The 26,527-nt window shown below is 60.9% G+C and carries 22 protein-coding genes; 13 read left to right on the top strand and 9 right to left on the bottom strand.

What is annotated here, in order from left to right; translation table 11 throughout:
- Positions 1-888, top strand: a complete 888-nt coding sequence (gene pstB / locus KXD86_RS09735) for a phosphate ABC transporter ATP-binding protein PstB (RefSeq protein ID WP_218635826.1) — start codon at positions 1-3, stop codon at positions 886-888.
- Positions 889-920: 32 nt separating this feature from the next.
- On the top strand, positions 921-1,643 hold the full coding sequence (gene phoU, locus KXD86_RS09730) for a phosphate signaling complex protein PhoU (protein ID WP_218635825.1): 723 nt from the start codon (positions 921-923) through the stop codon (positions 1,641-1,643).
- Positions 1,644-1,666: 23 nt separating this feature from the next.
- Here the strand turns inward: phoU and KXD86_RS09725 are convergent, their stop codons facing one another.
- The 5 genes from KXD86_RS09725 to mnmH form a co-directional block, all read right to left on the bottom strand.
- Entirely contained in the window at positions 1,667-2,032 is a 366-nt protein-coding gene (locus KXD86_RS09725; RefSeq protein ID WP_218635824.1) for a histidine triad nucleotide-binding protein, read from the bottom strand.
- 47 nt (positions 2,033-2,079) lie between these two features.
- Entirely contained in the window at positions 2,080-3,375 is a 1,296-nt protein-coding gene (locus KXD86_RS09720; protein WP_218635823.1) for a UbiH/UbiF/VisC/COQ6 family ubiquinone biosynthesis hydroxylase, read from the bottom strand.
- Positions 3,376-3,457: 82 nt separating this feature from the next.
- Positions 3,458-4,012: an aminoacyl-tRNA deacylase gene (locus KXD86_RS09715; RefSeq protein ID WP_218635822.1), complete on the bottom strand. Its 555-nt coding sequence runs from the start codon at positions 4,010-4,012 to the stop codon at positions 3,458-3,460.
- 170 nt (positions 4,013-4,182) lie between these two features.
- Positions 4,183-5,016 (bottom strand): mechanosensitive ion channel family protein, encoded by an 834-nt coding sequence (locus KXD86_RS09710; RefSeq protein ID WP_218635821.1) that lies wholly within the window; start codon positions 5,014-5,016, stop codon positions 4,183-4,185.
- 136 nt (positions 5,017-5,152) lie between these two features.
- The gene (mnmH, locus tag KXD86_RS09705) at positions 5,153-6,256 is read right to left on the bottom strand and encodes a tRNA 2-selenouridine(34) synthase MnmH (RefSeq protein ID WP_218635820.1); all 1,104 of its coding nucleotides are present in this window, start codon (positions 6,254-6,256) and stop codon (positions 5,153-5,155) included.
- A gap of 139 nt (positions 6,257-6,395) precedes the next feature.
- Between mnmH and KXD86_RS09700 the strand changes: the two genes are divergently transcribed.
- On the top strand, positions 6,396-7,052 hold the full coding sequence (locus KXD86_RS09700) for a 50S ribosomal protein L11 methyltransferase (RefSeq protein ID WP_218635819.1): 657 nt from the start codon (positions 6,396-6,398) through the stop codon (positions 7,050-7,052).
- Positions 7,053-7,478: 426 nt separating this feature from the next.
- Here KXD86_RS09700 and KXD86_RS09695 read toward each other — a convergent pair whose 3' ends face one another.
- Entirely contained in the window at positions 7,479-7,883 is a 405-nt protein-coding gene (locus tag KXD86_RS09695) for a VanZ family protein (protein WP_218635818.1), read from the bottom strand.
- 97 nt (positions 7,884-7,980) lie between these two features.
- Here KXD86_RS09695 and cysZ point away from each other — a divergent pair, with 97 nt between their 5' ends.
- The 6 genes from cysZ (at position 7,981) to KXD86_RS09665 (ending at position 16,060) form a co-directional block, all read left to right on the top strand.
- Entirely contained in the window at positions 7,981-8,730 is a 750-nt protein-coding gene (gene cysZ, locus KXD86_RS09690) for a sulfate transporter CysZ (RefSeq protein ID WP_218635817.1), read from the top strand.
- 17 nt (positions 8,731-8,747) lie between these two features.
- Positions 8,748-11,609 carry an RNA polymerase-associated protein RapA gene (gene rapA / locus KXD86_RS09685; protein WP_218635816.1) on the top strand — a complete coding sequence of 954 codons (2,862 nt, stop codon included), beginning with the start codon at positions 8,748-8,750 and terminating at the stop codon, positions 11,607-11,609.
- 128 nt (positions 11,610-11,737) lie between these two features.
- On the top strand, positions 11,738-14,185 hold the full coding sequence (locus KXD86_RS09680; protein ID WP_228739520.1) for an acyl-CoA dehydrogenase: 2,448 nt from the start codon (positions 11,738-11,740) through the stop codon (positions 14,183-14,185).
- 162 nt (positions 14,186-14,347) lie between these two features.
- Positions 14,348-14,728, top strand: coding sequence for a fluoride efflux transporter CrcB (gene crcB / locus KXD86_RS09675; RefSeq protein ID WP_218635814.1), 381 nt, complete (start codon positions 14,348-14,350; stop codon positions 14,726-14,728).
- 259 nt (positions 14,729-14,987) lie between these two features.
- On the top strand, positions 14,988-15,194 hold the full coding sequence (locus KXD86_RS09670) for a cold-shock protein (RefSeq protein WP_008172950.1): 207 nt from the start codon (positions 14,988-14,990) through the stop codon (positions 15,192-15,194).
- A gap of 167 nt (positions 15,195-15,361) precedes the next feature.
- Positions 15,362-16,060 (top strand): lysophospholipid acyltransferase family protein, encoded by a 699-nt coding sequence (locus KXD86_RS09665; RefSeq protein WP_218635813.1) that lies wholly within the window; start codon positions 15,362-15,364, stop codon positions 16,058-16,060.
- A 45-nt stretch (positions 16,061-16,105) separates the two neighbouring features.
- On the opposite strand, the gene KXD86_RS09660 is transcribed toward KXD86_RS09665, so the two are convergent.
- Entirely contained in the window at positions 16,106-16,909 is an 804-nt protein-coding gene (locus KXD86_RS09660; RefSeq protein ID WP_218635812.1) for a dienelactone hydrolase family protein, read from the bottom strand.
- Between the two features lie 118 nt (positions 16,910-17,027).
- On the opposite strand from KXD86_RS09660, the gene ald reads away from it, so the two are divergent.
- From ald to KXD86_RS09645, 3 genes are all read left to right on the top strand, one after another.
- A complete protein-coding gene (gene ald, locus KXD86_RS09655; RefSeq protein ID WP_218635811.1) occupies positions 17,028-18,146 on the top strand; it encodes an alanine dehydrogenase in 1,119 nt (372 codons plus the stop codon).
- A gap of 23 nt (positions 18,147-18,169) precedes the next feature.
- On the top strand, positions 18,170-18,742 hold the full coding sequence (locus tag KXD86_RS09650; RefSeq protein WP_218635810.1) for a glutathione S-transferase family protein: 573 nt from the start codon (positions 18,170-18,172) through the stop codon (positions 18,740-18,742).
- A 195-nt stretch (positions 18,743-18,937) separates the two neighbouring features.
- Positions 18,938-19,549: a Yip1 family protein gene (locus tag KXD86_RS09645; protein WP_218635809.1), complete on the top strand. Its 612-nt coding sequence runs from the start codon at positions 18,938-18,940 to the stop codon at positions 19,547-19,549.
- A gap of 85 nt (positions 19,550-19,634) precedes the next feature.
- On the opposite strand, the gene KXD86_RS09640 is transcribed toward KXD86_RS09645, so the two are convergent.
- A complete protein-coding gene (locus KXD86_RS09640; RefSeq protein ID WP_218635808.1) occupies positions 19,635-22,055 on the bottom strand; it encodes a phosphoketolase Xfp in 2,421 nt (806 codons plus the stop codon).
- A gap of 191 nt (positions 22,056-22,246) precedes the next feature.
- Here KXD86_RS09640 and ilvD point away from each other — a divergent pair, with 191 nt between their 5' ends.
- Entirely contained in the window at positions 22,247-23,923 is a 1,677-nt protein-coding gene (gene ilvD / locus KXD86_RS09635; RefSeq protein WP_218635807.1) for a dihydroxy-acid dehydratase, read from the top strand.
- Here the strand turns inward: ilvD and KXD86_RS09630 are convergent.
- Positions 23,907-26,519, bottom strand: coding sequence for an EAL domain-containing protein (locus KXD86_RS09630; RefSeq protein WP_218635806.1), 2,613 nt, complete (start codon positions 26,517-26,519; stop codon positions 23,907-23,909). The two genes, ilvD and KXD86_RS09630, sit on opposite strands and share 17 nt — an antisense overlap.
- Positions 26,520-26,527 lie beyond the last annotated feature (8 nt).

The raw sequence follows: 26,527 nt of genomic DNA, 5'->3' as shown, positions 1-26,527 counted from the left end.
ATGAATACCATGAATTCAAGCATTGCCAGTGAAGCGTCCCCGCAGGATGAGGCGAACGTACCGGTTCCGGAGAGTAAACCGACCGATACCGTTATCGAGGAAGGCAAGACCGTCGGCAAACCGTATTCCGACGACGCCAAGTTCAAGCTTCGTGACGTCGAGGTGTTCTACGGCGAGAGCCGGGCGATCAAGAAGATCAGTCTGGACATCGCCCGAAACGAGGTGATTGCCTTCATCGGTCCCTCCGGCTGCGGCAAGTCCACGTTTCTGCGCTGCCTGAACCGGATGAACGACAGCATCGACATTTGCCGGGTCAAGGGTTCGCTGCAGCTGGACGACCAGGACATCTACGATTCCAAGCGCGATGTGGTGGAGCTCCGTGCCCGGGTGGGCATGGTGTTCCAGAAGCCCAACCCGTTCCCGAAATCGATCTACGACAACGTGGCCTACGGCCCGCGCATCCACGGGCTCGCCAATCGCAAGTCCGATCTGGATGAGATCGTCGAGAACAGCCTTCGCAAGGCCGGCCTTTGGGACGAGGTGAAAGATCGCCTGGACGCCACCGCCACCGGCATGTCCGGTGGCCAGCAGCAGCGCCTGTGCATCGCCCGCGCCATTGCCGTGAGCCCGGAAGTGGTGCTGATGGACGAGCCCTGTTCAGCGCTGGACCCGATCGCCACCGCCAAGGTGGAAGAGCTGATTGCCGAGCTGTCCGAGAGCTACACCATCGTGATCGTGACCCACTCGATGCAGCAGGCGGCTCGGGTATCCCACCGCACGGCCTACTTCCACCTGGGCCATCTGGTGGAAGTCAACGAAACCAACAAAGTATTTACCTCGCCGGAACACGAACTGACCGAATCCTACATCACAGGTCGTTTCGGCTGATTCCGTCGCCGGGAACATTGGAGAAGCAGAGTATGCCTACAAAGAAGGACGATGTTTACGGGGATCATATTTCCCACAAGTTCAATGATGAACTGATGGATCTTAAGACTGAGTTCCTGAAAATGGGCGGGATGGTCGAGTCCCAGGTCGAGAACGCCGTTCAGGCGCTGATGGACGGGGATGGCCACCTCGCCGAGGAAATTCGGGCCAAGGACAAGCGCGTCGACCAGATGGAGATCGACATTGACGAGGAAGCAACCCTCATCATTGCCCGTCGTCAGCCCACGGCCCGGGACCTGCGCCTGGTGATTTCCGTGATCAAGATGGTCGCGGACCTGGAGCGGGTCGGGGATGAAGCCAAGAAAATCGCCAAACTGGCCATCAAGCTGGCGGAAGAGGGGCAGGCGCCACGAGGTTACGTGGAAGTACGCCACATTGGCACGCACGTGCTGAGCATGCTGCACGATGCCCTCGACGCCTTTGCCCGGCTGGACTCCGAACAGGCGTTGCGGATCATGAAGGAAGACAAGCGGGTGGACGAAGAATACCAGGCGGCCGCCCGGACCCTGCTTACCTTCATGATGGAAGATACCCGGAACATCTCACGCTGCATGTCGGTGATGTGGGTTCTGCGGGCCCTGGAGCGGGTCGGTGATCACGCCTGCAACATCGCCGAGAACGTGATCTTCATGGTGAAGGGCGAGGACGTGCGCCATACACCGGTTGAGGAAGCCGAACGCGTGGTGGGGCGCTAGCCCCACCTGAACGGCCGCTCTGCTCAGGCCTGTTTCATCCGGTCCGTGTAGGGTGGCCAACCAAAAGGCTTGCCAGCCAGCAGGTGCAGATGGATGTGAAACACCGTCTGCCCTGCGTTTTCTCCGCAGTTCATCACGGTGCGATAGCCGTCCTCGGCAAAACCCATCTCTTTCGCCAGCTTGCTGGCCACCCAGTAGAGGTGCCCGACCAGCTCCCGGTCGCCTTCCTCAATGTCATTGATGCTGGCAATCTCTTTTTTCGGGATGACCAGCAGGTGCACCGGTGCCTGGGGGTTGATGTCACGAAACGCAAGACTGACGTCGTCCTCGTAGACAATATCGGCGGGAATCTCCCGGTTGATGATCTTGGTAAAAATGGTCTCTGACATGGTGGCTCCTGGTTCGTGGTGGCAAATGGTGTTGTGTCGCGGGTTCGCTACAGCTGTCTGAGCCCCGGAATCCGATCGGTCAGCCGGGCCAGCGGCGCAGGCAACCGGTCATCAATGCCCATGGCGTAACGCGCCACCTGGTTGCGGGCGAAGGGCAGGGCTCTGGCCGCGCCGAGCCCCAGGTTGCGCAACAGGTGCAGCGGCGGCGTGCGGTTGCTGAACAGGTGGTAGAACAGGTCCATGGTCATCATCATGCGCCGGTTGGCTGGACGGCGCTGGTGTTCATAGCTACGAAGCCACTGTGGGTCGGCCAGATCGCAGTGGGCACGCTTGGCCTCCTTGAGCAGAGCCTGCAGGCACTGGGCGTCCTGGAACCCCAGGTTGACCCCTTGGCCAGCCAACGGGTTGATGGTGTGGGCGGAATCGCCGGCGAGAACCACCCGGCCGGAAAAATACCGCTTGGCGTGCTGGCGGGCGATGGGGAAACTGGCCCGTGCCTCAATGTGGGTGAGCAACGGAAGCTGGGACGGAAAGGCGCGCTGGATTTCCAGCCTCAGCGCCTCGTCTGACAGGCCCTTGAGCCGAGCCAGTTGCTCGGGGGCGTCATACCACACCAGAGACGCCCAGCTTTCCCCCGGGTGGGTGGCTTCTGCGCTGTGCAGCGGCAGGAAGGCCCGGGGACCACTGGGATAGAAACCCTGCCAGGTAATGTTTTCAACCGGCCCCTGGTAGCGCACCGAAATTACCATGGCCTGCTGGCTGTACTGGTTGCGGCTGACCCCGATGCCGGCCATGGTGCGAATCGCCGACTGGGCTCCATCGGCACCAACCACCAATCTGGCTTCCAGGGTCTGTTGATCTTCCAGGGTGATCGTCACCGACTCCGCCCCCGGAGTCAGTGTTGAGACGCCTTGGCCGGCCATGATGGTCACCCCGGGCTCGGCCTCGGCGCTTTGCCACAGTGCCTGTTGCGTCACCGAGTTTTCCACGATGTGGCCCAGGTGCGACGTCTTCAGCCCGTCGGCATCAAACTGCACCTCGGTCAGTGTTCGCGGCATCAGGTTGGACAGCGGGTGGCGCGCTTCATCCCAGACCGCCAGGCGCTGGTAGGGCGTCGCACGCATGGACAGGATACGGTTCCAGGCACCGAGTTCCTGGAGGTAGCGTTCCGTGCCCGCGCTGAGCGCCGACACGCGGATATCCGGAGGCGTTTCCGGGGCGAAGTCGGGCGCGGACGAACGATCAATTACGGCCACCTTGAACCCATCCCGGCCCAGGCCCGTGGCAAGGGCGGCACCGACCATGCCGGCGCCGACCACAACAACATCAAAAGCTTGTGTCATATCGGGTTCCTGTCTGATGCCCACAGTTTACGCGATGGCGCAGATCAGACAAGCGACCCGGATCAAGTCGGCCGGTTCAACGTCAGTAACCGGCGGCGCGCGTAACCCTCGCCTTGACGTCGTCCGGCCGGCGCCGCCCCTTGGCCAGCCATGCCGGTTTCTGGGCGCCGGGCTTGGTAAAGCCCTGATTCAGTACCATGGGCTGAACCAGGGTCAGGAAGTCGCTCGTTTTCATGTGCACGGATTCGGTGTGGCTGCCGGCCGCGAAGGCCAGTTCGGGTTGCTCGGTCAGAACCTCACTGCAATAGACGGACATGCCGAACAGATTTCCGAACGGCGGCATGGCACCAACCTCGCAGTCCGGGAACCGGTCCTGGAATTCCCGTTCATCGGCGAGGTCAATGAAGTCCGTGTCGAGAATCCGGGACAATCGGTCCCAGCGGATGCGCCAGGTCGCGGGCATCACCAGCATCGCCATTTTCCCGTCCAGTTCAACGATGACGGTTTTGACGACACGGTCGCCGGCAATCTTGACGTGGTGGGCGAGTTCCTGGGCGGTGAAGGCAGGCGGGTGGGAGAGGCACATGTATTCCACATCGGCCTCATCGAGAAATTCTTTCAACTGCTGTACCGGCATAGTGACAACCTCCTACCAGCAATGACAGCGTTCCAGAGCCCTTTGTTCTGGGTGGGGCTGGCTCTGACGGCCTGGCGGGTTCCCTGAGCCCCGCCATTAACCGTCAGCTTAGTTCAGGATGTGCAGTTTGCGAGTAACCGGTTGTATCAATGCGAAACGGTTCGCGGTGGTTACTCGGTTTTGTACAGGTGCACATCCCGCTGTGGGAAGGGAATGCTGATGCCCTCTGCATCGAAGGCTTTTTTCACCTTCTCCTGCATTTCCCAGTAGTACGGCCACAGGTCATCGGTCGGTACCCAGACCCGGAACATCAGGTTCACCGAGCTGTCGCCCAGGCCGGCCACGCAGATGCGGGGCGCCGGGTCCACCAGGCTGCGCTCGTCTTCTTCCATCAGGCGCTTGAGGATGCCCTTGGCCTTGTCGATGTCATCGCCGTAACCGATGCCAAAGGTCATGTCGCACCGTCGTTTGTCGTAGATGCTGACGTTGACGAGCGTGGCATTGGACAGGCTGCCGTTGGGAATCACGATGCGACGGTTATCGAAGGTGTTGACGATCGTGTAGAGGATGCTGATTTCATCGACCGCGCCGAGGAAGCCCTGGGCCTCAATGGTGTCGCCCACCTTGAAAGGTTTGAAGATCAGAATCAGGACCCCGCCCGCGAAGTTGGCAAGGCTGCCCTGCAGAGCAAAGCCGATGGCCAGGCCCGCGGCACCAATAATGGCCACGAAGGAAGTGGTGGCGATGCCCACCATGGAAGCCACGGAAATCAGCAGGAGGATCTTCAGGACCACCCCGATAAGTCCGCACAGGAACTTGTTCAGGGTCGGATCTTTCTTGCCAAGCTTGGCATCAAGTACCGCGACAAAGCGTTTGATCAACCACAGACCGATGATCAGTGTCACGATGGCCAGCACGACCTTGGGGGCGTAGGCCATGGTCAGGCTGATGGCCTGATCGATCAGTTCTGAGGCACTTCCTTCAGCTCCAAAAAGGTCTTCCATAGAGGAACTCCTTGCTCATTAGTATTTTTAGTAGAGGGTAATGCTCTGTAACGTAACCTTAAAACACGGTTCCGGCATGTTTATAGCAGACATGTGAGTCGTGCGCGTTACACAGGCACAGTTTGATCGATGTAAATTACGCAGGTTGAGCCTGTCTGGCCCAGTCCAGAATGACCTCGGGGCCTCCTCGGACAAGAATTCGGCCCTGTTTCTGGCTGAGCTGGTAGTCGTACATCGGATCGTAATAGTCCTCAAGCAGCGCCCGGATCCAGGCATCGTGGTCGCTCAGGTCCTGGTGTTGCTGTTGGCGCTCCAGCGCGATTTCCATCAGGGCCCTGAGCTGTTTGTGGCGTTCGCCGCCGAGGCGTTTGCGGATGCGGTCGAGGGCGCTGAGCAGATAATCCCGGAAGTTGAGCCAGCCAGCTTCCTCACCATCCCGATGGGTGTAGTCGGCACACATCCCCTCGACATAGTCTTCGCGAATGATGGCGATACGCTGGTCCAGGGGTTGTTCGAGAACCATCAGAGGGGCTGCCGCCATGCGATCACGCAAGGTTTCTGGCAGCGCGCAGCGACCGACCAACCGACTCTCGTCCTCCAGGTATATCGGGCCGCCGTTGATGTGGTGTGCCTTGAGCATCGCCACCGCCAGGCGATTCTCGAAATCGATCTGGGAGGGTTGGGGGCTGACCTGGCGGCCAAAGCTGGAGCCCCGGTGGTTGGCCAGCCCTTCGAGGTCGACCGGGTTGGGCAGTTGCTGCAGGACCCGGGTTTTTCCGGTGCCGGTCCGGCCGCTGAGAATCCGGAATTCACTGTCCCGGATCCGTTCCTCGAGACTGTCGATCAGGAACCGTCGGAGCGCCTTGTAGCCGCCCTTGACCAGCGGGTAGTCGATGCCGGATTCCTTGATCCACGACTGGGTCAGGCGCGAGCGCAGACCGCCCCGAAAACAGAACAGGTAGCCGTCCGGGTGTTGGGCGGCAAAACGCTTCCAGGTTTCGATCCGCTGCGCCTTGATGTCTCCGGCGACGAGTTGATGGCCCAGTTCAATGGCCTGATCCTGGCCTTTTTCCTTGTAGCAGATGCCGACCCGGTGTCGCTCCTCGTCGTTCATCAATGGAGCATTCTCGGCGTTGGGGAAGCTGCCCCGGGCAAACTCCACCGGTGCCCGGACGTCCATCAGGGGGACGTCATTGAGGAACAGGGACAGGTAGTCGTCGGTGTCGGGTCTGGTTGCCATTTCAGCGTCTAACCGGTTAACAGAAGTGAGGCGGCAGTATAGCGGAATTGGCTTTTTTCTGCTCGCCGGACGCTGTTTCCCGGGGGCAGGATCGCTACAATAGCGCCCGTTCCAGCGCGCCGACCAACGGAGAAAATGGATGTCGACCAACCGCCTTGATGAGCATTTGCGAAAAACCCTGAGCCGGGGACGGGTGGCGGTTTCACGTCCTGCCGGCTGTCCGGAGATTCCCCTGCATCTGTTCGATCCGTCGGTCCTCGAGGGGCCGCTGAGTCATGACGAGGCCCAGGCGGTGGTGGCCGAGCCGGCTTATTGGTCGTTCTGTTGGGCCAGCGGCCAGGTTCTGGCGAGCTGGATTCTGGCCAATCCCGGATGGGTATTGAATAAGCGGGTTCTGGATTTTGGCTCCGGTTCCGGCGTGGTGGCGGTTGCCGCTGCCCTGGCGGGTGCCCGGGAGGTCATCGCCTGCGACCTGGATCCAGCGGCTCTGGATGCTGTCGCCGCCAATGCCGACCTCAATGGTGTGTCGTTAACTTTGTGTGACGACTGGCGTAAACGCCCGGCGGACCTTGACGTCGTGACGGCCGCAGACGTCCTTTACGATCCGGAAAACCGTCCGCTGTTGAACGTCTTCCGTGAGTCGGCATCCAGGGTACTGCTGGCGGATTCGAGAGTTCGGGACCTGGGCGACACCGCCTACGATCTGCAGACGGTCATTGAGGCAAGAACCTGGCCCGACCTACATGAGTTCGAGGAGTTCAATCGGGTTCGTATCTACCTGGCTGAGGAAAGGTAACTGCCGGTTAGAAAAAGAAAAGGGCAACCATAAGGCTGCCCTTTGTCGAAACAGGTCGGCGCATCCGTGCGCATGTGGCAACAACCTTGTTGCGAGTCCCTGAGCCGCTCCCTGGTGCCGGCATCCGAGCCAGCCTTCCGAATAATTATCCTTTAAGCGAGGCGTCCCTGTGTCCATGCCTCTCCCTGCATTCCATGCCGGGGTGCTTCCGATGCGTCGTCCTTTTCCCTGTCATCCTTGATGTGATCACTATAGCAATCGGCGCTTTACAATCGTGTGAACTTTGCGCGGTCGGGGCCCGCGGTCTGTGGGCATTCTGATGGGATACCTGTTCTGTAACAGTCGGTTATAAAACTTTAAAGAACGGTTGCTCACCGTTACGTACATGATATAGGTGCAAGATCTCACGCCTTTGTAGGAAATATCTCACAAGGGTTCGGGCGAATTTCGCAAATCTGCTTTGCGGGCACGGCGAAGTCCCGGCCAAGGCAGTAGCCCAACCAGAATGCCCACCCCATCGGCGGCCAGGTCGGCCATCGAAAAGTCCCGGTAGGGCAGGGTCGCCTGAACGACTTCGATGGCGAAACCAAAGATCAGCAGCGGCGGCACAAACCACACGGCTTTGGCTTGCGGCCAGGCGAGCCGGGTCAGGATGGTCAGCTCGGCGAAGGCAATCAGATGATTGACCTTGTCGCTGGCGGACGATGGGACCGGATAGGGGTTGGCGGTGGTTGCCAGGAACAAGATGGCCAGCACGGAAATCAACAGAGCGGTCCGCCAGAGTGGACGGCAGTGCAACAAGGCCAGAGCGCTGTGTTTCAATCGTGCCATGGGGGATTTTCCGTAGGACGCCTCGGGCTGTGGGAACGTTTCCAACATGATATGCTTTGCGCCCCGTCACTGTCATTGAAACGGAGGGCCTGCCGGAATGCTCAAGGGTAATTTTTTTCGTGGACTGGGCTACCTGGGGGAGGGCTTCCGTCTGATTCGGCAACCTGGCCTGCGGTTGTTCGTGATCATCCCGCTTGTTATCAACGTCCTGCTGTTCGGTCTCCTGTTCTATTTCCTGGCGGAACTGTTCGCCGGCCTGATCGCTGCTGCCATGGGCTGGCTGCCCGACTGGGCCTGGCTGCAGGCCCTGGACTGGCTGTTCTGGCTGCTGTACGGCGCCGTCATCCTGTTGATGTTGGCCTACGGCTTCGTGATCGTCGCCAACCTGATCGGCTCGCCCTTCTACGGTTACCTGGCCGAATTGACTGAAAAACATCTGACCGGCCAGGAAGTCAGCACCGATGACAGCTGGAGTGCAATCGTCAAGGACATCCCCCGGGCGCTCTGGCGCGAGGTTCAAAAAATTCTTTATTACCTGCCCCGGGCCATTGGCCTGTTTGTGCTTGGCCTGATCCCGGTGGTCAATCTGGTTGCGGCGGTGCTGTGGTTCCTGTTCAACAGCTGGATGATGGCCCTGCAATACGTTGATTACCCCGCCGACAACCACAAGGTCAGCTTCAGGGCTTTGCGCGGTCTGCTGGGCGATACCCGGCTCTCGGCCTTTGGTTTTGGCCTGCCGGTAGCGCTGGCGGCCATGGTGCCGGTTCTTAACCTTGTGGTGGTGCCGGCGGCGGTCTGCGGGGCAACGGCCTACTGGGTGCGCGAAAACGGCGCCACCCGAAAATAATTCTGTTTGGAGGTTTCTTGGATACGTCGGATTTTGTCATTGGTCAACGTTGGGTCAGCCACAGTGATACTGCCCTGGGCCTGGGGATTGTTACGGATATCTCCGGCCGTCGGGTAACACTGGGGTTTCCGGCGGCCGACGAGGAGCGCACCTACGCCATCGACAATGCACCACTGTCGCGGATCATTTACCAGCTCGGGGAGGCGATCCAGACCTTTGACGGCGAACACTATGTGGTTCGGGCGGTTGAGGACGTTGGCGGCGTATTGATGTACCACGCCGACGACGGCGAGAACATTCACCAGATTTCCGAAGTGAAGCTTAGCAGTTCGGTGAACTTCTCGGCGCCGCACCAGCGCCTTTTTGCCGGCCAGTTTGACCGCAACGGCGCCTTCCGCCTGCGGGTGGCCACCCTGCAGCATATGGACCGGTTGCGGGCGTCTCCGGCGCAGGGTCTGATTGGCGCTCGAACCCAGCACCTGCCGCACCAGATTTACATTGCCCACGAAGTGGCCAAACGGCACGCGCCCCGGGTTCTGCTGGCGGACGAAGTGGGGCTGGGCAAGACCATTGAGGCGGGTCTGATTCTTCACTACCAGCTGCATACCGGCCGAGCCAAGCGGGCTCTGATCGTGGTGCCGGACTCCCTGATGCACCAATGGCTCGTGGAGATGCTCCGGCGCTTCAATCTGCGCTTTTCCATCATTGATCAGGGACGTTACGACGCGCTGAAAGAAGACGAAGACGATGTGGATTCGCTGGTCAACCACATCTTTGGTGATGACGACGCCGTCAATCCGTTCGAAACAGAACAGTTGGTACTGTGCAGCCTGGATTACCTGGCGAGCAGCGAACAGGCCCAGAAGGATGCCCTGGCCGCAGGTTGGGACCTGATGATCGTGGACGAGGCTCATCACCTGGCCTGGAGTCCCGAAGCGGCCAGTACCGAGTACCGCATCGTCGAGGCATTGTCGGCGGCCAGCCGTGGTTTGCTGTTGCTGACCGCGACCCCGGAACAGGTGGGCGTGGCCAGTCACTTTGCCCGCCTCCGGCTTCTCGATCCGGCGCGTTTTCACGACCTGGAGACCTTCAGGAAGGAAGAGCTGGACTACGAAGCCATCAACAAAGTCGTGCGGCGTCTGGAAGCCGAGCCCTCGGAGATCGCCGGCGAGGATCGCGAAGCGCTCCAGAACTGGCTCGGTGAGGAACTGGACCAGTTGCTGGCGGGTGAGGACCCGCATCAGGCCATTATCGATGCGTTGCTGGACCGCCATGGCACTGGCCGGGTGCTGTTCCGCAATACCCGGGCTGCGATCGCCGGGTTCCCGGAACGGCGACCGCTGCCGGAAGCCATGCCCTGTCCGGCCATGTACGACGACACTGCCTGGGGCCTCGACGGCTTGTCGCCAGAACAGTCGGTGCCGGAAGAACAGTGGCTGGCGGAAGACCCCCGAGTTGCCTGGCTGGAGAAAAAGCTGGTCAGCCTGCGTCCGGCCAAGGTGGTGGTGATCTGTGCCCGCGCGGATACTGCGATGGCACTGGAACATTACCTGCAGCTGCGGGCGGGGATCCGCAGTGCCGCGTTCCACGAACACCTCAACCTTGTGGAGCGTGATCGCGCGGCCGCCTATTTTGCCGACAGCGAGCAGGGTGCGCAGGCGCTGATCTGCTCGGAAATCGGCAGCGAGGGGCGAAACTTCCAGTTTGCCCACCACCTGGTGCTGTTTGACCTGCCGGGCAACCCGGATCTGCTGGAACAGCGCATCGGGCGCCTGGACCGAATTGGCCAGACCGAGGCCATCGATGTTCACATCCCCTACCTGCAGGGCACCGCCCAGGAAGTCCAGTATCGCTGGTTCCAGGATGGCCTGAATGCCTTCGCCGAGAGTTGTGCCGTCGGTGTTGCCGTTCAGGACAAGGTCCAGGACCAATGGCTGCAAGCCATCGGGGGCAGCGCGGACGCACTGGAGTCCCTGGTTGCCGAGTCCGCAGACGAAGCAAACCGACTGCGGACCCTGCTTCACAATGGTCGCGACGCCCTGATCGAACGGAACTCCTGCCGCCGGGATGTGGCCGATCGGCTCATCGTTGATATCGAAGCGGAAGAGAGTTCGGCCCAGGTTCGCGACTACATGATTGAGGCCTTCGACATTCTCGGTGTGGATGTGGAAGACCACAGCGATCATTCCGACGTATTGCGTCCCGGCGAGCATTACCATGCCGGTCACGTGGCTGAATTGCCGGAAGACGGTGTGACTGTGACCTGGAGCCGGCAGCAGGCGCTGGAGCGGGAAGACCTGGCGTTCATGAGTTGGGAGCATCCGATGGTGACCGGGGTGATGGATTCGGTCACCAGCTCAGGCTTGGGCAAGGCCGCCCTTGCCAGTCTGTCGGTCAAGGCTTTGCCGGCCGGAACGCTCCTGATGGAAGCCCTGTTTACCGTCCACTGTCCGGCGCCGGAATCCCTGCAGTTAACCCGCTACCTGGCAGTGTCGCCCCTGCGCCTGCTGGTGGACGTCAATGGCAAGGAGTTGTCGGCGGCGTTACCCCATGACCGGCTGAACGACCTGTGTTCGAATATTCGCCGCAAGACGGCCCAGGCCGTCGTGCCCCAGATACGACCCCAGGTGGAGACCATGGTCGATCATGCCGAACGCCTGTCCGAGCCCCATCTGGAGCCCATGAAACAGAAGGCGCTGGATCAGCTGGAGGCCAGCTTCGGGCCGGAAATCCGCCGGCTGGAGGCACTGCAGCAGGTGAATCCGGCGATCCGTGAGGAAGAGATTGATTTTTTCCGAGGTCAGTTGGCATCGGCCCGTGAGGCCATCGGCCGGGCCACCCTGGCGTTGGAGGGAATCCGTGTGATTGTCACCGCGTAAGTCGGGGTGTGAACAGGATTACTGAGTCAACGGTGAGCGCTGTTATGCTCTCATCTGATGCGGTACTGTGGGCGTACCTACTTTAGTCTAAGAACTTTCCGAACCATGGATGACTGAGAGAACCTATGATGACCTTCATTTTGTTTATTGTGGCGCTGGCCGGCCTGTTGACCGTAATGCGTCGTGAATCCGGCGCCATGCCGGCAATTGGCGTGATGGCTGGGGTCGGTCTGGTGTCCCTGATCTTTGCCTCCGGATGGCTCGCCCTGATTCTGTTTGTCGGTGCCGGTGTCACTGCCGCCGCGGGCTTGCCCGGTTTCCGCCAGAGTTGGCTGACACCGAAAATTTTCGCCACCTTCAAGAAAGTGGCGCCCAAGGTTTCCGATACGGAAAAGGTCGCCCTTGAGGCCGGCACCGTCGGTTGGGACGGCGAGTTGTTCACCGGCCAGCCGGACTGGCACAACCTGCTGATCAACCGCCATACCGGCCTGACTGAGGAAGAGCAGGCGTTTGTGGACAATCAGTGCACCCAGGCCATCGCCATGTGCAACGCCTGGGATCTCGCCGTCGAGCGCGCAGACCTGCCCAAGGAACTCTGGGATTTCCTGAAGAAAGAAGGTTTCTTCGGCATGATCATCCCGAAGGAATACGGTGGTCTGGAGTTTTCCGCCAAGGCCCAGACCGCAGTGCTGCAGAAACTGGCCGCCAACGAGATGCTGATGGTCTCGGTCGGGGTGCCGAATTCCCTCGGTCCGGGCGAGCTGCTGGTCAAATACGGTACCGAGGAACAGAAGAAGCATTACCTGCCCCGTCTGGCCGACGGCCGCGAAATTCCCTGTTTCGGCCTGACCGGTCCGCGGGCCGGCTCAGACGCCACCTCGCTCCCGGATACCGGCATCGTCTGCAAGCGCAAGATTGATGGTAAGGAAGTGGTGGGCATTGAGCTCAACTTCGAGAAGCGCTGGATCACGCTGGCGCCGATTGCCACCGTGGTCGGCCTGGCCTTCCGTATGTTCGACCCCGACGGCCTGCTGGGGGACGAGAAAGACTACGGCATCACCTGCGCCCTGATTCCCCGTGACACCAAGGGTATGGAAATCGGTCGCCGCCATTGTCCGATTGGCACGCCGTTCCTGAACGGGCCGATCAAGGGCAAAAACGTGTTCATCCCGCTGGATTACATCATCGGTGGTCAGGAAATGGCCGGACAGGGCTGGCGCATGCTGGTTGAGTGTCTCTCGGTCGGGCGTTGCATCACGCTGCCATCGGGCGCTGCCGGTGCCGCGGCCTATGCCGCTGGCACCGCGGGTGGGTTCACCCGGGTGCGCCGCCAGTTCAATACGCCGGTGGCGGACATGGAGGGTGTGCAGGAACCGCTGGCCCGAATCGTGGGCAAGACTTACATCGCCCAATCGGCGGTCAATCACACCGCGAACATGATCGACCGGGGCGAGAAGCCGGCGGTACCGTCGGCCATCCTCAAGTACCATCTCACCGAATTCCAGCGCGGTGTGCTCACCGACGCGATGGATGTGCATGGCGGCAAGACCGTAACCCTTGGCCCGCGTAACTACCTGGGCATTGGTTTCAGTGGCGCCGCGGTGTCCATCACGGTGGAAGGTGCCAACATCATGACCCGCAGCCTGATGATCTTCGGTCAGGGCGCCATTCGCTGTCATCCTTACGTCCTGAAAGAGCTGGCGGCGAAGGATAATGACGATATCAAGGCCTTCGATGAGGCCTTCTTCGGGCACGCCGGCCTGATCTTCGGCAATGCCGCCCGGGCCTTCACCCAAGCCCTGGGGCTGGGCCGCGCCGATGTTCCATTCGATAGCGCCAGCCGCCGGTATGCGCAGGCAGTGGCCCGCTTCAGTGCCGCCTTCGGACTCTGTTCGGATGCCGCCATGACCACGCTGGGCAGCGAGCTGAAAATGCGTGAGCTGATATCGGCCCGTCTGGGCGACATGCTCTCCAATCTGTACCTGGCGTCCATGGTGCTGAAGAACTGGCACGAGAGTCAGCCGGTGGAAGGCGAGAGAGAGGTCATGGAATACAGCCTGGGGCTGTTGCTGTACCGTACCGAAAACGCTCTGGACGAGTTCCTCCAGAACCTGCCAAACAGGGTAGTGGCCATGGCCCTGCGTGCCATTACCATGCCGCTGGGTCGCCGGTGGGATGCTCCCCACGACGATTTGTCCCGGACACTGGCTCGCGCCATTTCCACGGACACCCCGATCCGCAACAAGCTGATTTCCGGGGTATGGACGACCGATGGCGAAGGCACGGTGGAGAATCCGCTGGCCCGATACAACGGCCTGCTGAAGGATTACGACAAGGCCGAGCAGCTTTACCGCAAGGTCAACAAGGCCTACGCCAAGGGCGAGCTGCCGATGACCGCCCTGCATCCGGAAGAGCGCTTCGAAGCGGCGCTGGAAGCCGGGATCTACACCAAGGAAGAGGCGGACTTCATGCGGCAGTATGAAACCGTGGTGCTGGAAATGCTCACGGTAGACGACTTCCCGTTCGATGAATTCGCTCGCCAAAAGGATACGGTCATCGACCATAACCCGGCCTGACCGGGGGCTTTCGTATTCGAATGCAAAGGGGTGCCGGTTTGGCACCCCTTTTTCGTGTCTGGTTATAAAGCCTTAACTTGATAGCGCATTAACGGCATACTCGGAGAACCCGTGCCGAATCGGTGCGGGGCACGTTCAGCAGAATCGGGAGAGTCAGACCGGATGTGGCTTTCAGTACTGGCAGTAAGCGCCGGAGCCGTCATTGGCGCCAATCTTCGTTGGGCCCTGGGACTCTGGCTCAACAGCACCTACCACGCCGTTCCCTACGGCACCCTGGTGGCCAACCTGAGCGGCGGCTGGCTGATTGGCCTGCTCATCGGCTATTTCAGCCACGGCAGCTCGCTGGCACCGGAATGGCGCCTGTTTGCCATCACCGGCCTTTGCGGTGCACTCACCACCTTTTCCACGTTCTCACTGGAAATGTTTGCAGCCATCCAGGAAGGCAAATGGGCCATGGCCGTTACCGGTATTCTGGCCCACGTTGTCGGGTCTCTGTTGATGACTGCATTCGGCATTTATACCTTTGGATTAGTCCGCGGCTAGGCCGCTTTCCGGCGCTCAAGAGTGGGTAAGACTACCTACTTAAATTATTGAAAATCCACTTGGCAATTCTGAAATTCAGGAGTAGAGTGACTTTCGTAGGAAAGATTCAGTAAAGCATTTCATCAATAAGACGTACCTCCGCAGTTAGTAGTGACCGTCCTGTTTTTGATTCCGCGAGTTCTGTATTTCCGTAAACGCCAGCCCGCACCATGAAGGTGTGAGGCGGCAGATTAAATGATTGATTTCAGGAAGTTTAAGTATGTCTACTACTACCGGTACTGTTAAGTTCTTCAACGAAGCAAAAGGCTTTGGCTTTATCACTCGTGAAGGCGGCCCGGACGTATTCGTTCACTACAGCGCTATTCAGGGCAGCGGTTTCAAGACTCTGGCAGAAGGCCAGCAGGTCGAGTTCACCGTTACCCAGGGCCAGAAAGGTCCCCAGGCGGAGAACGTTGTTGCTCTTTAATCCCCTGATGGATTAAGCGACAAACGTTGAAAAAGGCAGCTTCGGCTGCCTTTTTTTGTGTCTGGTCCCCGGACGAGGTTGCATGCTTTGTGATTTTCTTCCTGGTGTGTAATCTTTATGCCCCTGTTGCTCGTTAAAATGGAAGTCGAGACAGTCAGGACCCGTTCATGCTCAAGACCTTGAAGGCCATCTGGATTCTTTTCTGGGCCACCGTTCTCACGCTTATCCTGTTTTTGCCGATCGTCGTGGCGGCCCTGTTGGGCAAGCGCGGTGATGCCGCCTTTAACGGCACCCAGATATTCGCCTGGGCGATTCTGAAACTCTGCGGCATTCGCCTGGTGGTCCGGGGCAGGGAGCATATCCAGCCCGGCCAGCGTTACGTCATTCTGAGCAACCATGCCTCCTACTTCGATCCACCAGCGCTGGTTTTGGCGCTGGGGCTGCAATATCGCTGGGTCATCAAGAAGGAATTGCGCAAGGTGCCGTTATTCGGGCTGGCGCTGGAGACGTCCCGCAACCTGTTCATCGATCGCTCCCGGGGCAGCGATGCGCTGGAAAGCATCAAGCGGGGGGTGGCGCAACTACCGGAAGGCACCGGAATTCTGATTTTCCCGGAAGGCACGCGGTCGTGGGATGGCAACCTGCTGCCCTTCAAGAAAGGCGGCTTCGTCATTGCCAGAGATGGCCAGCTGCCTATTCTGCCGGTCACCATCCGGGGCTCCCATGACCGGCTGCCCAAGGGGCAGGCGGCTTTCTCGCCCGGTCGGATCGAGATCGTCATCCACCCACCGGTCGCCACTCGCGACCGGTCGGTCGAATCTCTGATGACTGGCGTCCGGGGCACCATCGAATCAGCCCTGAACTGACCCGCTTCCGGTTGGAAGCGGGCCACGCCTGAAGGCGCAGGTGTGTTATTGGGCGAAGATCTCTTCGTAGAACCGCATGGTCCCCTGCCAGGAGCGGGTGGCGGCATCCTCGTTGTATCCCACCGGCATGCCGAATTCTTCGGCAAACTTGTCAGCGCCGGGGTTGGTGAACGAATGCAGGACTCCAGGGAAGCTGACCAGCGTCAGGTCGACACCGGCATTCTGCATTTCCTGCACAAGGCCAGCGACCTGCTCGGAGGGAACCATTTTGTCCGCTCCGCCCGTGTACACCTGGACCCGGGCCTTAACCATGCCGGGTTCCGCCTTAAGTGGGCTGCCCAGGGCCCCGTGGAAGCTGACGACGCCGTCCAGATCAACGCCCAGTCGGGCCATGTTCAAAACCACCGCTCCGCCGAAGCAGTAGCCCTGGGCGGCAATGCGGCTGCTGTCCACACTCTCATGCTCGGCCAGCAGGGACTTGGCTTTCAGGAACCGGGCCTTGACCTGCTCGATGTCCTGGGTTGCCTCCTGCATGAACTTCTGGGCGGTATCCGGGTGCTCGGCAAGCTTGCCGCTGCCGTACATGTCCAGGGCAAACGCCGTGTAGCCTGAGGCCGCCAGTTTCTCTGCCTGCTCACGGGCAAAGTCGTTGTGGCCCCACCATTCATGAACCACAAGCACGCCGGGACGCTTGCCTTCCAGTTCATCGTCCCAGGCCATGTAGCCGGTGAACGTCTGATCGTCGATCTTGTATTCAATGGTTTCGGTCTGCATTTCTGCCATCACCTGCGTGGTTGCCAGGGAGAATGAAAGTGCGGCGACTGATGTGACTGTCTTCAATGTAGCCATGAGGGGACTGCTCCTTCAGATGCATTCAATTGCTTCGGTCGGACAATCACCTTTTTACTACACTTCAGACACAGACACACGAATTGGCGGACATGGTGCCGAACCCGGGAGGTTTTGAATGAAAATTGGCGTACCCAGGGAGATCAAGAACCACGAATACCGGGTGGGGATGACGCCCGCTGCGGTCCACGAACTCTGTGGTCATGGCCACGAGGTTTTTGTAGAGTCGCAGGCCGGCGCTGCCATCGGGTTCGGCGATGACGATTACCGGCACGCGGGTGCGCAGATTCTGCCAGACGCCCGGAGTGTTTTTTCGGAGGCGACGCTGATCGTCAAGGTCAAGGAGCCTCAACGGGAGGAACGGGCACTGCTGACCCGGGATCATACGCTGTTCACCTACCTTCACCTGGCGCCGGACCAGGCCCAGACTGATGACCTGGTGGCATCCGGTGCCACCTGCATAGCCTATGAGACGGTGACCGACAGCCACGGCCGCCTACCCCTGCTCGCGCCCATGTCCGAAGTGGCCGGGCGAATGTCGATTCAGGCCGGGGCTCACTGCCTGGAGAAATCGGTGGGTGGTCGCGGGGTGCTTCTGGGAGGCGTGCCCGGCGTCAGCCCTGCCCGGGTTACCGTGGTCGGCGGAGGCGTGGTGGGGCAGAACGCCGTGGCCATGGCGATTGGCATGGGAGCCCAGGTGACTGTGCTGGATCGTAGCATGGACGTTCTGCGCAGCCTCGATCACCTGTACGGTAACCGCATTACCACGCTGTTTTCCACCGGCCATACCCTGGATCAGGCGGTGGTGGAGTCGGATCTGGTGGTGGGCAGCGTTCTGATTCCGGGGGCATCCGCACCCAAGTTGATTACCCGCGATATGATTTCCCGGATGGCGGAGGGCAGTGTGCTGGTGGACGTTGCCATTGACCAGGGTGGCTGTGCAGAAACCTCGAAACCGACCACGCACGATGACCCCACGTACATTGTCGATGGTGTGGTACATTACTGCGTGGCCAATATGCCCGGTGCCGTGGCGCGCACGTCGACGCTGGCGCTTAACAACGTGACGCTGCCCTTCGTTGCCGCGCTTGCCAACAAAGGGCCGATCCGGGCCATGAAGGAAGACCCGCACCTGATGGCCGGACTGAATGTGGCCAATGGCAAGGTGACGTACAGGGAAGTGGCAGAGGCCACCGGGCATCCATACACCGACCCTGAATCCCTGCTGGGATCCTGAGCCGTGACACACTCGGAGAAACCATGAAACTGATTGGATCAACCACTTCGCCCTATGTTCGGCGTATTCGCATCCTGCTGGATGAAGAACCCTATGAGTTCGTCAACCTCAATATCTATGGCGAAGGCCGGGATGAACTGCGGAAAACCAATCCAACCCTGAAGATTCCGGTTCTGGAAGACGATGGCCAGGAAATCTATGACTCGAGGATCATTGCCCGCTACATCAGCGCCAAACAGGGTCGCGATCCCCTGACGTGGGACCAGCAGAACCAGTTGACCATGATCGATGGCGCCAACGACTCGGCGGTTACCATGCTGCTGTCGGAAAAGTCCGGCATCGACACCAGCCAGGACCTGATGTTTTACAACCTCCAGCGTGAACGCATCATGACCACGCTGCGCACCTTGGCAGCCATGGTCGATGACGGCCAGTTCGAAGCCTGGAACTACCCGGCGATCTGCCTGTACTGCCTCGTTGACTGGCTGGAGTTCCGCGATCTGGTGGACTGGACCGGGGTCGAGAGCCTGCTGTCATTCCGGGACAGTCACCGGGCCAAGCCCTGGGTCGCCGAGACCGATCCTCGCCAGACCTGAGCAACTGCGGCCGCCGCCGGAACCAGGGTTGGCGGCCGCCATCTCCGGAGTGCGAACCGGCACAAATTTTCACCAGATGAGCTTCCCCATTTGCCGTTCTTGACTATAGTTAAGGACAGGAACGGTTGCTGATCCAACCCGATCAGACGCCCGTACTTGACTATACTTACAACGACTAAGAAAAGGGGGTCATCCATGCTCCTGTCTCATGCCTTCGGTCTCTTCACCCACCCGGACGATGAGTGGGCTTCCATTCGAAAAGAACACGAAACCCCGCGCCGGCTCTACGTTGCCTACGTGGTTATCCTGGCCGCTATCGGCCCCATCTGCGCTTACATCTCGACGGCCTATTTCGGCTGGACAGTTGGCAGCGATCGATTGATCAAACTGACGGAAATCAGTGCCCTGCAATTGAGCGTGCTCACCTACCTGGCCATGCTCGTCGGGGTCTTCGCCCTCGGTTACGCGGTGAACTGGATGGCCAAGACGTACGGCGCCCGTGAGGAACACGTACCGTCCAACGGCATCGCCCTGGCGGCCTATTCCTGCACGCCGCTGTTCCTGGCCGGGTTCGCCCTTCTGTATCCGGTGCCCTGGTTCAACGCCATCGTTTTCCTGATTGCGGCCTGCTACGGGGCCTGGCTGATGTATGACGGCCTCCCGATCGTCATGGGGATTGAGAAGGATCGGGCGGTATTCTATGGCGGCGCGCTGCTCACCGTTGCCCTGGTCATCCTGGTGTCGACGCGGGTCGGTTCCGTCATCCTCTGGAACTTCGGCGTCGGTCCGGTGTTTGTCAGCGGGTGACCGCCTGCGGCCCAGGAAGGGCTAATCAACAAGGGAGGCGAGAGCCTCCCTTTTTTGTTGGCGCCTGTTACGTATCTGAGACCGTTCAGGATGGCAGGCCCCGGGTGATGACGGAGGGATCCCCTCGACCTTCGACCGCCGCGAGCTCAGCCGCGGACAGCCATTCACCGGGCGGCTGGTCCATCACCACAGCACAGGCAGCCAGCGTGTGCGCCCAGGAACAGCGGTTAGCGAACAGCATGCCGGCCTCGTTCAGGGTGCCGCCCCGGTTGATATAACCGAGGACCCGCGACCGACCGGGTTCGGGAAACAGACTGTACAGGTGCCCGCGGAACACCTCGGGGCGCATGTGGGTGAGTGCGACCCGCCGGTGGATCCGGCGTGGGAACAGCCGCTCGCGTTCAAACTCGGACAGGCAACTCTCGGCCTCCAGATGATCCCTGGGCTGCCGGAAACGACCGGGTTCCTGCAGATAAACGAGGCGGAAAGGGGTGCCGGTTTCGCGCAACCGCTCACTGGCCCGAATCGCCTCGGACAACTGGTAGGCGCCGTTGGCGATCAGCAGGATAGGCTCGCCCTCGGAGGTGTCTTCATCGACCACGAGCGCGCCGTGTTTTGCCAGCGTTTCGGCTTCACCCGGGTCGAACACGCAGGGCCTTTCCCGTTTGGGAATGACCATGCAGGTGATGCGTCCCCGCTGGGTATAAACCTCGGGCAGCGAAGCCAGCGTGCTGTTGTAATCCGCTGGGAAGAGGACCCGGGACACATCGTTCATCTCGCCCAGTAGCGCTTCGCAGAAGGTGGTGTCCTGATGCGACTGTTCGTTCTTGCCGTTCTCCCAGGTGTGAGAGGTGGCAATCACCGGGAAGCCCAGCCAGCGGGGCGGGCGGCCGACTTCTTTCTGGTGCCTGGCAAAGATCAGGTCCTGACGGATGGCGCCGAGCATCTTGACGCAGAAGGCTTCGTAACTGGCGACCAGGTTCAGCCCGGCCTTGTTCGCCAGGCAAGCAGACACCACCGCTTCCTCATTGAGAGCGGTGATGACTTGCCCCTGAACCGACTCCTGGTCGTTCTCCGGCTGGGTGACCCGGTGTTTGAGTTCCGCCAGTACGCCGCCCAGCCGGTTACTGGCCATTTCGTCCGGGTTGCCGACGCGGGCACGCAGGTGGCGGTTTTCGTTCACCAGTGCCCGGAAGAAGTTGTCCACCGCCGTCATCGGGGAGGTCTGCCCGTTGCTCCAGGGTAGCTTGGGAATGGCCGGTTCCGGTGGATTACGGCTGGCCAGCGGATGGTCGCGCTCAAGGACTCGTCCCTGAAGAGCATGCTGGTTGAGCAGGGCGGTGCTCTGGGCAAGTTCGGTCGGGTCAACCCAGAGCGTCCGCGTATGCTCCAGAAACAGGTCCCTGGCGCGGGCATCAATCCGCGGGTTACCCGGCAGCGGAAGATTATGGGCGGCATTGCTTCCGGCCCCGTAGAAACCGAAGCCCTTGGTGGTCTCGGCGATGCCGTAGGGAATGCGCACGGGGTAGGTGCTCTCGCCCCGGAATGCGCTGTCGGCCTGGTAACGGAGTGATTGTTCCATCTCGAACAACGCGCACACAAAGGCAGCCGGGTCGCGGCCATCAAACCGGTAGGGGTCAAAGCCCCGTTCCGCCAGATGCGACTCGAAGCGTTCCAGGCCCGCCCGGGTTCCGAGTTCGGTTCGCTGCTCGATGCGTCGGCCATTGGCAATCATCACCGGCAGCACCAGACCGCAATCATCGGCGCGCCACCAGCGGGGTATCCAGTCACTGCCGCGCTGCTCCTCGGCAGCACCGTCGGAAAGAAAGGTCACCAGGGACTCGCCGGGCAGCGGCATATGGCCATACTGGAGTTCGGCAAAGCCCAGATACCCGCCTTCAAGGATACCGCCGGCGGTATGGGGATTGATGTGGCTTCCCAGCGGCGCACTCATGCGGCCGTCGGGGCGCTGCCGGTAACTGTAGAAGTCCGCCGCCAACCGGGACAGGCCATCCGGCTTTTGATAGCGTTCGGCCTGTTCCGGATGCAGGTTGCCGGTCAGCACGTTGAGGGCATCGACGGCGGCGGCACAGTGGCCCTGGCCCATCAGCCAGCTGCGGGTGCGGCCGGTGAGGTTGTTGAGCGCCAGATAGGCGGCGTACGCGGGAACCATGTTCAGTGCACCGCCGGTATGGCCCTCCGGAGTGACCTTGAAATCCTGTGGCGCAAGAGGCTGGCCTTCGGCGTCAACGCGATTGGCGTAGGTCATGTGAACGACCAGCCAGAGTCCGGCGCTGGCCAGTCGGTCCAGTGCCGCGAGCTTGCGGAAGACCGTCTGGGTATCGGGTTGCAGCCCGGCTTCAACCAGGCGATTGGCAAGGCTGCAGACGTGGGAACAGGTGGCATCGGAATGCCGGATGACCCCGTAACCCTGGCGCCAGGCTTGGTAAGCAGGATCTGCCGGGGTCGCACCTGTGACCGATTCGGTTGTGGTTGCCGAGGGCATGGGACGCCTCCATTTCTCCATTCGATGGAATGATTGTAAAAGGCCCTCATCCCTCGCCCCTTGATGCAAGTCAGTCGGAACAGCATCTCCTTCCGATAGGGATCACCAGACAATAAGGCGGAATACCGTTGCCCGCCGGCGCTGATTCTGCCAGCCTGAAGGCATGACTCAGTGAAACGGGAGATTCCGCGATGGCTCAGGATAAACGGCGCCGCTATTCATCGCCTGTGGTTGACGGCATCGGCAAGTCGGCCAGCCGGGCAATGTTACGGGCGGTCGGGTTCGGCGATGATGACTTCAAGAAACCCCAGGTCGGCATAGCCTCCACCTGGAGCAATCTCACGCCGTGCAACATGCACATCAACGGCCTCGCCGAAGAATCTGCTGCTGGGGCCGACGAGGCTGGCGGCAAGGCCCTGATCTTCAATACCATTACCGTTTCCGACGGCATCGCCAACGGCACCGAGGGTATGAAGTACTCGTTGGTGTCGCGGGAGGTCATTGCCGATTCCATCGAGACGGTGGCCGGCTGTGAGGGCTTCGATGGGCTGGTGGCCATTGGCGGCTGTGATAAGAACATGCCCGGTTGCCTGATGGGCCTGGCCCGGCTCAACCGCCCGTCGGTGTTCGTCTACGGCGGCACCATCATGCCCGGGGAGAACCACACGGACATCATTTCCGTCTTTGAGGCCGTCGGTGCCCACGCCCGTGGCGACCTGGACCTCATCGAAGTGAAGCAGATTGAGGAAACCGCAATCCCCGGCCCGGGTTCCTGCGGCGGCATGTACACCGCCAACACCATGGCCTCGGCGATCGAAGCCATGGGTATGAGCCTGCCCGGAAGCTCCGCCCAGAATGCCGTGTCCGAGACCAAGGCCGAGGACTGCCGCGCCGCCGGCGCCGCCGTTCTGAACCTGCTGGAACGGGATCTCAAGCCCTCGGATATCATGACCCGGAAGGCGTTCGAGAACGCCATCACCGTGGTCATTGCCCTGGGCGGGTCCACCAATGCCGTCCTGCACCTGCTGGCCATGGCCAGCACCGTGGGTGTGGCGCTGGATCTGGAGGACTTCGTTGAGATCGGCAAACGGGTGCCCGTGCTGGCCGACCTTCGCCCCAGCGGGCATTACATGATGTCAGAGCTGGTGACCATTGGCGGCATTCAGCCACTGATGAAAATGCTGCTTGAGCGCGATCTGCTGCACGGGGACTGCATGACGGTCACCGGACAAACGCTGGCGGAAAACCTCGCCGATGTGGCGCCGTACCCGGAAGGGCAGGACATCATTCACGCCTTCGACAACCCTATCAAGGCCGACAGCCACCTGCGCATTCTTTACGGCAACCTGGCACCGACGGGATCGGTGGCCAAGATCACCGGCAAGGAAGGCACCCACTTTACCGGACGTGCCCGGGTGTTCCACTCCGAAGAGGAGGCCCAGGCCCGTATTCTCGACGGGACGGTGGTGGCCGGCGATGTCCTGGTGATTCGCTATGAGGGACCCAAGGGGGGGCCGGGCATGCGCGAAATGCTCAGCCCAACCTCCGCGATCATGGGTAAGGGACTGGGCAGTGATGTTGCGCTGATCACCGACGGTCGTTTCTCCGGAGGCAGTCACGGGTTTGTGGTGGGGCACATTACCCCGGAGGCTGCCGAGGGTGGTCCAATCGCCCTGGTCGAGGACGGCGATACCATTACCATTGATGCGGTTGGCAACCGGATCGAGCTGGACGTGACCGATCAGGAGCTTGAGCGCCGGCGCCAGAACTGGCAGGAGCCGGCCCCCCGGTTTGAGCGCGGCGTGCTGGCCAAATACGCCCGCACCGTCAGTTCCGCCTCCAAGGGGGCGGTTACCGATCTGCCGTGACCGTCCGGGCCCGATCCTCGAGCCGTTCGGGGCGGGCCCAGTAGTAGCCCTGGCCGTACAGGCCAGGGAACTGTTGCAGCCAGACGGCGACGGATTCGTCTTCCACGCCTTCCACCACCACATCCAGATCGAGCGCATCGCCCAGCTCCAGCGCCGCCCGGAAGATGCGCTGGCGGGTGGGGTGCTGGAGGATATCCTTGAGGAAGCTCCGGTCGATTTTCAGTTCGTCCAGATCAAAGGTGGCCAGGGTGCCGAGGGATGAGTGGCCGGTGCCGAAGTCGTCCAGGGCAATCCGGAAACCGGCCTTGCTCAGGCTCCGGATCATGGTCCGGGCCGCGGTGGCATCAAGCATCATCGCCGTTTCGGTGATTTCCAGGATCAGGTCTTCCGGTCGGGTGCCATGGTGCTGTGTGATCGCGGTGACTTCCTCGAGAAAATCCGGGTGCGCCAGGTCCTTTGCGGACACGTTGACGGCAACGCCAACGTGGTCACCGTGACGGTCCTTCAGGCGGCCCTGGTCGCGGCAGGCCCGATCGATCACCCAGAGTGTCACCGGGTGAATCATGCCGACCTGTTCAGCCAGCGGCACCCAGTGGGCGGGCGGAACCGGGCCAAAGTCGGGATGCTGCCAGCGGATCAGTGCCTCCAGTGATTCGGTCCGCTTGTCCCGGATGGACACCTTGGGCTGGTATTCCAGCCACATCTCGCCATTTCTCAGGGCCCCCTCGACATCCAGCATCAGTACCTGTTGCCGGTACTGCCATTCGGCAATGGCCGGGTCATAAATGGTCAGCGTCTGGCGGCGGTCGAGTGCGGCAAAGCCGGCCGAAGACAGGGCGCTGGCGACGTCGTTACCGTGTTCGGGTGCATGGGCCATGCCCACGGAAGCGCTCCAGGAGAACGCGAACCGGCCTTCCCGGAAATTATCGTCAAGCCAGTCCGTGAGCTCCAGGAGCATCTCGTCAGCGACCTCGGAGTCCTCGTCGCGGTGCAGGGCAAAGGCGTGGGTGGCGGTATCGATGCTGGCGATGGCGTAGCCATTGATCATCACAAGGCGGTCGCCTAGTAGCCGTTTCAGGAAGCTGTTGAGGTTCCGGAGGTAGCTTTTCAACAGTTCCTCCGCGGTGCGGTAACCCAGCGCCTGTTCAATCTCGTTGAAACGCTCTAGCCGGATCAGGCCAAGGGTGTAGGGCTGCTTCCGGCTGTCGAGTGCGTCCAGGCATTCCTCGAGCATGGCCCGGTTGGGCTTGCCAGTGATCCGGTGGGTCTTGAGCAGACGATCGTAGTCCTGCTCCACCTGTGTTCTCAGTCGCTGTTCCTGCTGGGCCCGAATGTCTGATCGCATGCGCCGTTTGCGCTCCTCGAGCATTTGCCGGCCGACCGCACTGGTCAGGATCAGCGATCCGGCAGCCGCACCGAGGAAGAAGGCCGAATCGGTCAGGCTGTTGATTGGAACCCAGCCGATGGTACGCAGGGAGGATATCAGTGAGCCCGCGAGCATGGCGAGAATGGAAAGGGCGTAGTGACGGGCATAGACATGGCTGCGAAACTGGCTCACGACCAATCCGAGAATAATGGCGCCGCCGGTCATGGCGAGCAGCAGGAACGAGCCCTGACCGAGCAGGGGCAGGGCCAGAGGGATCGCCAGCAGATGCGCGACCGCCAGGATACTGATGCCAAAGAGGATCCGGGCCGCGTTCGGGGGTACGGGCATGAAATGCGGAGTAAACTGGCACAGTGCGATCAGGCAAAGGGGCAGGGTGATGTTCAGGAGTCGGTTCATTTCCGGCAGGTTGGGCCATAGGTACCAGAGCCCGAAACCTTCCATCACCAACTGGCTGTAGATCAGGCTGAACATCAGCACGCTGAGCCAGGCCAACCCCGGGCGTTTCATCTTGACCACGATGCTGAGGTTGAACAGCAGGGCAAACACCAGCAGGCCGGTAATCGACGCCTTCCAGGCCAGGGTGCCGGCACTCTCGCTAATGACGGTCTCTGGTGCCAGTACTGACAGGGGCAACATGGTGGGGCCGGAGTTGCGGACCTCGAACAACAGGGTGGACGTGCCCGGGGGAAGGCTGATCGGCCAGACCCACTGTGGCAGTGCAATCAGCCGGTGGTTGAACGGATACAGGTCACCCAGTGCCGGCAGTAACGAGACTGTGCCGTCGTCGCCGATAATCGCCGGCTGAATGTGATCCAGGGAGGGGGCCGAGACCACCGCCCATTGCCGCACCGGTTGATCGCCGGGATTGGTGAGGGTCACCCGGAAGGTGACTGGCGCAGAGAAATATCCGAGGCCGGAGTAATTGTCCCGCACGGGTTGCCAGTTGGTCCCCCGCCAGAGTTCGTGCTCCAGGACGTCGGTCAGTGATTTGGTCAGGTAATGCGTCTGGAGCGATGGCTTGGCGGCTGGCGGAAGCCTTGAGAACGCGGAGTCGGACGTCAGGGGGGCGGTATTCGGAAGGGTGGTGGTCAGAAGCCCGTAGCCAAGGGTAAGGATCAATAACAGGAACGGCGACCAGCGCCGGAGGACAAAAGCGGGCCGGCGTAGTTTCTTCTTCCTGCCCTCTGCGTGTCCTGCGCTTGAATCCATGCAATCGA

Source organism: Marinobacter arenosus (assembly GCF_019264345.1).
Lineage (GTDB): Bacteria > Pseudomonadota > Gammaproteobacteria > Pseudomonadales > Oleiphilaceae > Marinobacter > Marinobacter arenosus.
The sequence above is the reverse complement of the archived record's forward strand: the minus strand, read 5'-3'. Positions and strand labels throughout refer to the sequence as shown.